General features: G+C 64.0%; 5 protein-coding genes and 1 pseudogene. 2 read left to right on the forward strand and 4 right to left on the reverse strand.

Features of this window, described 5'->3' with window-relative positions; translation table 11 throughout:
- Nucleotides 1–66: 66 nt before the first annotated feature.
- Together E7V67_025910 and E7V67_025915 are read right to left on the reverse strand one after the other, a co-directional pair.
- Nucleotides 67–1824, reverse strand: a complete 1758-nt coding sequence (locus E7V67_025910) for a hypothetical protein (protein ID WUR13085.1) — start codon at nt 1822–1824, stop codon at nt 67–69.
- A gap of 369 nt (nt 1825–2193) precedes the next feature.
- Nucleotides 2194–6711, reverse strand: coding sequence for a serralysin-like metalloprotease (locus E7V67_025915; GenBank protein WUR13086.1), 4518 nt, complete (start codon nt 6709–6711; stop codon nt 2194–2196).
- A gap of 159 nt (nt 6712–6870) precedes the next feature.
- Here E7V67_025915 and E7V67_025920 point away from each other — a divergent pair, with 159 nt between their 5' ends.
- Complete coding sequence (locus tag E7V67_025920; GenBank protein WUR13087.1) at nt 6871–7545, forward strand: response regulator transcription factor; 675 nt, start codon at nt 6871–6873, stop codon at nt 7543–7545.
- A complete protein-coding gene (locus tag E7V67_025925; GenBank protein ID WUR13088.1) occupies nt 7542–8999 on the forward strand; it encodes a HAMP domain-containing sensor histidine kinase in 1458 nt (485 codons plus the stop codon). The genes E7V67_025920 and E7V67_025925 overlap by 4 nt, the downstream gene beginning before the upstream one ends.
- 132 nt (nt 9000–9131) lie before the next feature.
- On the opposite strand, the gene E7V67_025930 is transcribed toward E7V67_025925, so the two are convergent.
- Nucleotides 9132–9923, reverse strand: coding sequence for a hypothetical protein (locus tag E7V67_025930; protein WUR13089.1), 792 nt, complete (start codon nt 9921–9923; stop codon nt 9132–9134).
- A 253-nt stretch (nt 9924–10176) separates the two neighbouring features.
- Nucleotides 10177–10684 (reverse strand): annotated as a pseudogene (gene ssb, locus E7V67_025935) (single-stranded DNA-binding protein).
- Nucleotides 10685–11011 lie beyond the last annotated feature (327 nt).

Genomic DNA, 11011 nt, shown 5'->3' on the forward strand with positions numbered 1-11011 from the left:
GGGAACTACGCAGGTGAGTGGAGCGGGATGGCAAATGGTTCGGCGCGTGCGACCGGGCGCGCCCGCTCAAGCCGGATTTTGCGGCGAGAAGTGGCTGGTGCGGCCGAACTGGTCGAGGGTCTGCTGCCAGGCCATATCGGCAGCCTCCCGCAGCGTGTCGCCACCCTGATCGAGAGGGAACGAATCGATGAAGCCGCGGTAATCGGCCACATACTGAGAACGGTCGCCACCCGGCAATCCGAGGTCCAGTGCCAGGTGCTGGTTCAGCTGGTTACCGACCCACATGGCCTCGTGCATCGAATGGCCGCCGTCATGGGTCAGGAACATCATCGTGCCCAGCAATGCGTCCTTCGCGTCGACCTGGGATGTCTGCCGCATGTTCGCCACCGCGTGCATGACGATATTGGTCGAACCCGACACGCCGCTGACGAAGGGCGCGCCGTGCTCGAGTGCCTTGAGCAGCTCCGGGCTGGGCAGTTCCAGCTTGGGCCGGTTGCGGTCCCCTGGATGCATGGCGGCTTCGTGCGGCGGTGTCGCGACGGTAATGGGCTGGTGATGCGCGGTGATGCCGGCCTTCGGCGCGATCCGGTTCGGGTTCGGTATCGTATTCGTCTCGCGCGCCGCGGCAGGGCCGACGACGGTGCCATAGTTGCGGTTGGCGTCTTCCATCCATGTTGCCGCACCGCCTTTCGCCATCAACACAGACAACTTGACAGTAAGGAAAGGTATCGCGAGGCAGTCGGCGCCTGTGTCCTTGGGCGCGTGCAGTAGTGCCCGCAACGCAGCCAGTGCATCGGTGGGTGCCGCGTTGACGAAGGCGTGCAGGGCGGGCGACTGCCCTTGCCAGCCGCGCGGCTCTTCCTTTATCCAATGCTGTGCCGACTGCGCTACCCAGTGCTGCCAAGCGGGCGGCATTCCCGCCAGTTCGCGGCCCAGATGCATGCTCAGCGCCATCATGCTGTTTTTCACGCCCTCTGGCGGGTTGTGCACCAGATGGTTGATCAGCGAGGACTCCAACGCCCGGCCATACACATTGTCGTGCAGCTGGGTGGCATGGTGCCGCAGCTGGGCTATTCGGGGGTCCGGTGCGCCGGGGGCGGCGGGTCTGGCGGGCCCGGGAATGGCGTTTGCCAACTGGTCCGCCAGGCCGGCGAGCTCTTGCAGCCCTTGCCCTTCGCACCGTTGCCGCACGTCCGCCAGCCACTGCCTGGTCGCACCGAAGTCCAGCTCGTGGCGCAACACGCGCGTCATCGTCTCGCTGCCCAGATCCCTCAGGAACGCGACCTGTGCCTGGTTGGCACCGCCTTGCGCCGCGCGCAGGGCATGGCCGAGATGGGCCATGCAGTCCATCGGCATGCGGCTGGTGGTGCGCTCCGCACGCGACGGCGCGAGCTCCCGCGACAGTTGCGCGGCCACCGCCTCGCTGACGGTCTTCATCATGTCGGCGAAGGTTTCCGCATTGAGCTCGTGGTCCGGGTCGGCCAGCAGATCGCGCTGCCGTTGTATTTCCTGGCCCGCATCGGTGCCGGCCAGGTGGAACTCGCGCTCCGTATTATCGAGCAGGGACAGCGCCGCCGTGCGCGCTTTCGCATGCCGCGCCGCCAGTTCCTGATCGGACAAAGGCTTGCCTTGCACGCCAAGCCGGGTAAGCGGATTGCCTGCGACCCGGGCCGGCCCCAGGCGCGGGTCCCAGCGATGGAAGTCGCGTGCGAGCATCAGCTGGGTGCCGAGTTCCTTCAAGTTTTCCTTGCTGTTCCAGCCCACGGTGTCCAATACGGTCGAGCGCGGGCCGATGACGAGCCTGCCTGGCTGGGGTGACGTCATCGGCCGCAGCGGGCCGCGGCTGGCCGAGCTCGCGTGCTGGCGCTGCAGCGGATGAGGGCCGTTGGGTGGGAGTGCGCTCACATGCGGCGGTTGTCCACCAGCCGCCTGGACCGGCCCTGGCTGGGCCGGCTGGGCCGGCGCATGGTTTGGACCAGCTGCCGGAAAGCCATGGGGGATCTGGGCTGTCCCACTGTGCGTCGGGTTCAACATCGTGTCTCCATCCTGTGCCTGCGGGTCGCCAACCCCACCCGTTCGGGGCATTACGCCGATGAGTGGAACAACGCGGCAAATGGTTCGGCTTGGGATGGAGAGAAGCGGGCGCCCGCAGGCGACAGACTGCCGCCTGGCAGCCTGTCGCCTCGATCGCCGTCAAGCCGTTTGCACGCCCACGAGGGTGGCACCATCTCCCGACAAGGCGTCGGTTACGAGGTGCGAGAACGTGGCCAGGCGGTCCGCCGTCCATACCGACGCCATCGCGTACGGGTCGGCGCCCTGCTCGGCCCGGGCGACAAGATCGCTGAAGGCCAGGTGGGCGACGGTGCTGCCGGCCGCGTCGACCAGGTCGAGCGCGGCGATCGTGACATGGCTGTAGTCATGCACGGTCATCTTCGCGTACGACGTGTCCTGGTCGACCAGGTTGATGATCAGGTCGCCGCCGTCGATGTTGACCTTGACCTTGTCCGCGCTCAGCGTCACGTTCGAGAACAGGCGGTTGCCCGTGATCTTGAGGACGTCGTTGCCACCGGCTTCCTCGTAGATCGTGTCCTTGCCGTCGCCGAGCGACATCACATACGTGTCGGTGCCGCTGCCGCCGCGCAGGTCGTCGTTGCCCAGGCCGCTGTACAGCGTGTCGCTGCCGGCACCACCGCGCAGGTCGTTGTCGCCCGCATACTTGTAGCCCAGCGTGTAGGCGATGAAGCCGCCGACCAGCATATCCGCACCCTTGAACTGGGACAGCTGGAGGTCGATGCCGAGCTGCTTGCCCAGCCAGTCGAGCCCGCCGGCCGTGGCCTGGCTGCCGGTGCTGATGGCGCTGCCGAGCCATTGGGTGGCGTCCGTGATGGCGCCGGAGACGTCCGTGTCGGCCACGTAGTTGACACCGCTGCCGATGCCGTTGACGGCGCTGTTGATGCCGTCCTGGGTCGTCGACAGGGCCGACTTCAGGGCACCCGCGATATCGAAATCGGCCGTGGCGACGCCGGCCGCATTCGTCGCGGCGGCCAGCGCGCTGTTGCCGGCGCCGTTCAGCGTATCGACCAGCTTGCCCGCGTCCACGGTAACGTTCGATACATTGGTCTTGATGCTGCCGGCAATACCGTTCCAGCTCTTGGCCAGGTCGGCCGTCAGCGTGCTGCCGACGTACTTGGTGATGGCCTCGAAGCCGCTGCCGATGCCGGTCCAGGCGTTGTTCAGCGTCTTGCCCGCCAGGATCTGGTCGACCAGGCCCCAGCCCAGGCCGATCATCTTGTCGTTGCCGTCGCCGCCGCCGACATAGCTGCCGGCATTGGTGGCGAACACGGTGTCGTCGCCGGCGCCGCCCAGCAGCACGTTGCCGACCAGGTTGATGTTGCTCAGGTTGCCCGACTTCAGCGCCGAGTACTGCGTACGGATGAAGTTGGCGTTCATGGCCGCCCCGACCCAGTCGCCGGCCGACTCGTAGTCGTTTTCGGACAGCGATTCGACCGCGTTGAACACGGTGATCTCGGCCAGGCCGATGATCACGTCGTTGCCCGCGCCGCCGACCGCGACATTGTTCTGCCCGCTGGACACGATCAGGTCGCTGCCGTTGCCGCCCAGGCCGATGGTCGAGGTACCGGCCAGGATGGCGGTGTCGTTGCCGTCGCCGGCGTGGACGAAGTTCATGCCCGTGTCGATGCTGAGCTTGGTGCTCGACGTGGTCAGGTCCTTGCCGTTTTCCACGGCCTGGGTCGTCTTGCTCGCATAGGACAGCTTGCTGCCGGCGTTGAGCGCGACGATGAAGTCGTCGCCCGAGTCGGTCGCCAGCACGTTGTGCGAACCGTACACGACGGCGGTATCGTTGCCGCCCGCGGTCCATGCCACGTTGAGCTGGGTATCGCCCTTGGTCGTGCTGGTCGTGGTCTTGTCGCTGCCTTCGGGTTGGGTGGTGGTGGTCTTGGTCTGGCCGCCGCCGTAGGCCACCATGACCACCGTGTCCTTGCCGCTGCCGCCGATGATGGCGTTGTCGGTGCCGACCACGGTCGCGACGTTGGTGCCGTCGCCGGTGACGATCACATTGCCGGTCAGCTTGACGCTGGTGGACACGCTGCCGAACGACAGCGCGGTGATCACGTCGTTGCCGCTGCCGCCCTCCAGTACGTTGGCCTTGCCGATGGCGGTGATGACGTTGTTGCCTTCGCCAGCCGAGACCGCGTTGGCCTTGCCGACGGTGGTCACCACGTCGTTGCCGGCGCCGGTCACGACGCCCGTCTTGCTGCCGACGGCGGTGACGACGTCGTCCGCTGCGCCCGTCACCACCAGGTTGTTCACGCCGGCCACGGTGGCCACCGTCTTGGCGCTGCCGCCGACCAGGATGTTGTTTTGGCCGAAGACGGTCATGGCCTCCGTGCCGTTCTGCGCCGTGGCGGCGCCGGCCAGGCCGGCCTTGCCGACCAGGTCGGTGGCCGAGGCTGCCGCCGCCAGGGAATCGACCAGGCCCACCGCCGTGGCGCCCACTTCGGCGTAGTTGCCGCTCACCACCAGGTTGTTGCGGCCGGCGGCCGTCAGGGTATCGGCGCCCGCGTCGCCCCACAGCACGTTGTTGTTGCCGATCGCGGTGGCGACGTCGTTGCCGGTGCCGGTCCAGGCCACGTTGGTGTTGCCGATCGCCGTCACCACGTCGTCGCCGGCGCCCGTGTAGGCCACGTTGTTGGCGCCGATGGCGGTCACGACGTCACGGCCGGCGCCGGTGGCCAGCGTGTTGCCGATGAAGGTTGCGGCTTGCTTGACGATGGTCGAACCGGTGGCCTTGCCCAGCATGGCCGCCACGTCCGCCACGCCGTCGCCCAGGCCCGTGACGACCACATTGTTGCCGCCCACCGCCGTCACCACGTTGTTGCCCGCCGTGTTGACGATGGTGTTGCTGCCGCCGATGGCGGTGGTCACGTTGTCGCCGCCGTTGGCCAGGATGACGTTGGCGCCACCGATGGCTGCCACCACGTCCTTGCCGGCGCCGGTGTACACGACGTTGGTGCCGCCCGTGGCCAGCACCTTGTCGTTGCCGCTGCCGCTGGCGATCGCGCCGGTCAGCTTGGCGGTCATGGCATCCACGGCCTTGGCCGCATCCTTGTTGCTGAACACCGAGGCGACAGTCTTGCCCAGGCCGGTGCCGGCGGCCTTGACCATGCCGCCCAGTTCGGTCAGCACCACGTTGGTGCCGCCCGCGGCCACGACGGTATTGCCGCCGACGGTGGTTGCGACGAGGTTGCCCGCGCCCGCCGCCACCAGCGTATTGCCGCTGCCGTTGGCCAGTTCCACGTTGGCCATGCCGACCGCGGCGATCAGGTTGCCGCCCTGGTTGCTGACCAGCGCATTGGTATTGCCCAGCGCCGCCACCTTGTTGTTGGCGCCGCCCGTGTAGCCCACGTTCAGGTAGCCGCCCAGCAGCACGGTATTGTTGCCGCCGTCGTCGCCGACGACGTTGGCGCCGCCGCCGGCAATGATGGTGTCGTTGCCGTCGCTGCCGGTCACGACGTTCGCGCCGCCCAGGGCGACCACGTTGTCGCTGCCGTTGCCGGCGGTGATCACGTTCGCACCGGCCACCGCGAAGACCTTGTCGTCCCCCGCGCCGGCGTTGATCACGTTGGCGCCGCCGTAGGCGGTGATGTTGTCGCGGCCAGTGCCGGTGTTGATCGTGTTCGAGGCCGCGCCCACGTAGACCGTGTTGTCGCCGCTGCCCGCGTTGATCTGGTTGGCCACGCCGTAGGCCTTGACGTTGTCGTTGCCGCCGCCGGTGTTCAGCTTGTTGTTGCCGCCTTCCGCGTGCAGCGTGTTGTTGCCATCGCCCGCATCGACGACGTTGCTGGCGGCCTTGACGGTCACGTTGTCGTCGCCGCCATTGGTGTTGATGACGTTGCTCGCGCCCTTGGCCACGATGGTGTCGGCACCGTTGCCGGTCGTGATCTTGTTGCTGGCGCCGCCCGTGGTGACGTTGTTGTTGCCTTGGCCGGCCTGGATGATGTTGGACGCGCCGTCCGCCTCGATCGTGTCGGCGCCGTTGCCGGTCGTGACCTGGTTCGAACCGCCCCTGGCGGTGACCCGGTTGTTGCCATGGCCCAGTTCGATGAGGTTCGATGCCGCATTGGCGACAACGACGTTGTTGCCGTCGTCGGCGCCGATCTGGTTCGAGGCGCTGTTGACGGTCACGCTGTTGTTGCCCGCGTCCAGGTCGATGTCCGCCGCCGCGCCCGAGGCCACGCTGACGTTGTCGTCGCCCGCGCCGCCGGCGATCTTGTTGTAGATACCCAGGTCGACCCGGATGGTATCGTTGCCGTTGCCGCCGTCGATACGGTTGTAGCCGCCCACGCGCACGGTGATGGTGTCGTTGCCGTCGTCGCCGTAGATGGCGTTGTAGGCGCCGGCGTTGACCGTGATGTTGTCGTGGCCGCCCTCGCCGTGGATGACGTTGCCGCCCAGCGCGGTGGCGGTGTAGCTGTTGTCGCCGTTGCCGAGGTTCTTCTTCGCATAGCCGAGCTCCGCGACCTTCTTGGCGATGTTGCCGACATCCTGGCCGAAATCGCTGAACGCGTTGCCCATGTCGTTCAGCTCATTGCCCAGGTCCTTGACGGCATCGCCGACCTTGTCGACAGCCTTCTCGACAGTCTTGACGACCGTGCGCGTCGTATTTTTGATCCACTTGCCAAATCCCATGTTGCTCCTCGGTAATAACGTTCAGTTGACTCTCGTACAACGTGATTTAACCAAAAGAAAATGACCGTAGACCAACACTACGATTACAACATTGTCATTTTCTGTTCGTTGACATGTAGGAATTAACTGTTTTATAATGGCAAGATTTGCTCGGACGTTATGAAAGTCCTGCTCGTCGAAGACGAATCCAAGATTGCCAATTTTGTCTGCGCGGGCTTGCGCGAACACGGCTTTACCGTCGATCACTGCGAGGACGGCACGCGCGGCTACGAGTACGGCACCACGCGCGAATACGATGTCATCCTGCTCGACATCATGGTGCCCGGCCGCGATGGGCTGTCCATCCTGAAGGGCATCCGCCGCCAGGGCAGCAACGTGCCCGTCATCCTGCTCACCGCCCGCAACGAACTGGACGACCGCCTGGAGGGCCTGAACCTGGGCGCCGACGATTACCTGGCCAAGCCCTTCTTCGTCGAGGAACTGGTGGCGCGCATCCATGCGCTGATGCGGCGCGTGAGCGGCGAACGCCAGAACATGCTGACGGTCGGACCGCTCAAGCTCGACCGCCTCACCCGCGTGGCGCAGTTGGGCGAGCGCGCGGTGGAACTGACCTCGCGCGAATTCAACCTGATGGAATACCTGATGCGCTCGCCGGACCGCGTGTACACCCGCACCCAGATTCTCGAACACGTGTGGGGCTACGATTTCGAGCCGCAGACCAATATGGTCGACGTGTGCATCCAGCGCCTGCGCAAGAAGCTCGACCTGCCGGCCAACCTGAGCATCGACGCGGTGCGCGGCGTCGGCTACCGGCTCAAGCACAGCGACGCATGACGCGCTGGTTGCGGCCGATGCGCTCGTTCCGGGCCCACGTGGCGCTGATGGCCGTCGTACCGGCGGTCATCGGCATTGCCGTGCTGGTCGTCTTCAGCATGCTGGCGGTGGCCGAGCGGCGTCACGCGGTGATCGACAAGATCCAGCGCAGCCACCTGGCCGGCCCCGCCCTGCGCGACACCCACGCGCACGACTGGGTATCCCTCGAACAGCAACTCGACGCCAGCTTCAGCGGTTTTTCGGACACCGTGCCCGAGCGTCCGCGGGTCGTGCTGCTGGTCCAGGACGGCCACGGCCGCGACCTGTACCGCTCGCGTTACTGGCCTGTCGGCCTAGATGCCCGGCTGCCGACGCCGTTTCCAGCCGGCTGTGCCGGCGCGGCACCCGCACGCTGTGCGGCACTGCCTCCCGGCAGCCCGCCGCTGACAGACGTGGTGCTGGGCCGAGACGAGTGGCGCATCGGCGCGATCGGCACCGTGGACGCGGCCGGCACGCCGCGCCACCTGTGGCTGGCGGTGAACTGGACCCTGCCGCGGGCAACGATGCATGCCACGGCCAGGCACTTCTACCTGGCGACCCTGCCCATGTTCCTGCTGGTCGGCGTGACGGCCTGGCTGCTGGCCGGCCGCGCGATGCGCCCCGTCGAGCACTTGACGGCAGCGATGGTCGCGGTCAATGCCAATGCACGGTTCGAACACGTACGCCCCGCCGACGAAGCGCTGGAGTTCGCTCAGCTGATCAATGTCTTCAATGAGATGGGCGACCGGGTGCAGCGCAGCTTTACGCATGCGATCCGCTTTTCCGGCAACGCCGCGCACGAGCTCAAGACGCCGCTGACGATCCTGCAGGGCGAACTGGAGCGCTGCTTCGAGCGCGCGGCACACGACCCGGTGCTGGAGCAAAGCCTGACGCGCATGATCGACGAGGTGCGGGGGCTGGACAGCATCGTGCGCAAGCTGCTGCTGCTGTCGCGCGCGGATGCTGGGCAGTTGCAGTTGCCGATGACGCCGGTTGATTTGCGGCCTTTGCTCGATGAGCTGGCGGAGGATATTGCGATGCTGGCGCCGGCGGGCGACGCTGTGCCTTCGCTGCCGCCGGAATTGCTGGTTCGTGGCGATATCGAGTTGCTGGGCCAGGTGTTGCGTAATTTGGTGAGTAATGCGCTCAAGTACAGGGTGGCGGATGGATGGATCAGGTTGTCGGCCATGCGGGACGATGAGGTTTGGCATATCGACGTGGCCAATGCGTCCGATGGCGTTCCGGCTGACCAGCGTGAGCGCTTGTTTGAGCGCTTCTATCGCGCCGACGAGGCGCACAACAGGCGCATTGCCGGGGTTGGGCTGGGTCTAGCGTTGGCGCGCGAAATTGCCCATGCGCATAAGGGTAGTTTGGTGCTGGTGGCGCCAGTAGCAGGGCGGGAAACGTTCAGGTTGACGCTGCCGGGCGCGTGGTAACCAGCCGGCGTCTTAGCGAATACCAACGGGCGCTAAAGCAGAGCGCGTCAAGCGAAGGGGTCGGTTGAGCTGAGTGCCGGCCCGGAGTCGCTTCCTGAACTATGTCTGCGTGCGCAAAGAATGAATTTTCTTTCAAATATTAGAGTTCGATATTATCGTCCTATCGAGATAGCGCAATTTATGATTACGAGTCGAGAGCCTTATGCGAACGTCGTCCCACTTTAAAAATACAAGAACTTGTTCCATCTTACCTGTTGGGCGTGATCCATATGCGGTAAGGCCCAATGATGACTCGTTAGAAAATGATTGGTAACGGCTTATGGCATCTTCAAACGTTTTGCGAGCTTTCTCGACGCCATCTTTTATGCCTGAACGAGCGAAATCGTGGACATTGCTTAACGCGCTGAGGTAGCGGCGCATTGCCTGCATAAAATCAACTTGATCAGGGCACTCCTGCAAAACGGCCTTATTGAATTTTGGATCAAGCTCGAGATATCGCTTATGCGAAGAGGCACTCAACACAAATACACGTCTGTCTCGCGTCCCTGGTGGCGCCCAGTCGCCGCCAAATGACAGGCCATGTACAGCAGAACCTGAATGCTGCACATGATTGCGAAGCGCTTCCATAAAGCGATATTCGAATGCTTCGGCATGCTCCTGCCTTAGTAAGTTCCTGACCGCTTCCCTATCGCCGTCACAATCGGAGATACGTTGGAGAATTTGGTCGACAAACAGCCTAGCCGTACTCAAGAAATTTACAGCTCGCCTATTCACTTCCGCTGTAAGTTCAAACATTTCTTCGTATCCGTGGAGACGTCGCGCCATTACGGAGGCTGCAAGACCTAATGCCGAGTTCTCGATTTCAACATAGTTCCCGATAAGCAAGTCGTAATTCTCTTCGAACGAGAAGGCGGCATTCAGCACCTTACGAGCGCTTTGCAGCCTAATAAATTCCGACTCCGATATCTCGAGTGGCGGCGGTGGTGCGTGTACTGCTGGTTGGAGATAAAAATTCACAGTTAGCTGTCGAGTATTGTGCGTTAGAGCTTGTAGGAGCGAACAGTTTATCCTCCGGGATATCTAGCTTCGTTACCCCAGTGCCAAACGCGGCACCGTCAGATCATAAAAAAGCCCCGCCAAAATTGGTAGGGCTTTAGTCATCACAACCGCGAGCTCATTAGAATGGAATATCGTCATCCATATCCGAGAAATTCGGCGCCGGCTTAGGCGCCGGACGCGGTGCCGGAGCCGACTGCTGCGGACGAGGTGCCGGACGGCTCGGCGGCGCATCATAGCCGCCCATGTCGTCACCCCCCCCCCATGCCCATGCCATCACCACCGCCCATACCCTGGCGGCCGCCCAGCATCTGCATTTCCTGCGCGATGATGTCGGTGGCGTACTTCTCGACGCCGTCCTTGTCCGTGTACTTGCGCGTTTGCAGGCGGCCTTCGACGTAGACCGAGGAGCCCTTCTTCAGGTACTGGCCGACGATCTCGGCCAGGCGGCCGAAGAACGAGATGCGGTGCCACTCGGTGGTTTCCTTCTGCTCGCCCGTGTTCTTGTCCTTGCTGCGGAACGACGTGGCAACGGCAATATTGGCGATGGCATCGCCGCTCGGCATGTAGCGGATCTCCGGATCGCGGCCCAGGTTGCCGACGATGATGACTTTGTTGACAGATGCCATGTAGTACTCCTGCGTGAATTTTTACCAAAGGACGATTATATGACAGCGCGTATGCAAACAGCATACCGGGGCGGTGTCGCGCACCAGGATTTTTTCGCGACGGCGCACGAGCACCCGCCTGTGAATACTGGTATTATATACAGTGTTCGGATGGATTTGGGCTGATCCGCGTCAAATGCGGGTCATGGGTGGGTGCGGCACTTGAAAAACCGGTGTTCGACAGCAACTAGACTGGGCAGCGCTCCCGGCCGGCATGCAGCCGGCACACGCAGGCACCACGATTCAAGCGTCCCCACAGCATCGTTTTCCGAACCTCGTTATAGTTGC

This window comes from [Empedobacter] haloabium, from assembly GCA_008011715.2.
Lineage (GTDB): Bacteria > Pseudomonadota > Gammaproteobacteria > Burkholderiales > Burkholderiaceae_D > Rugamonas > Rugamonas haloabia.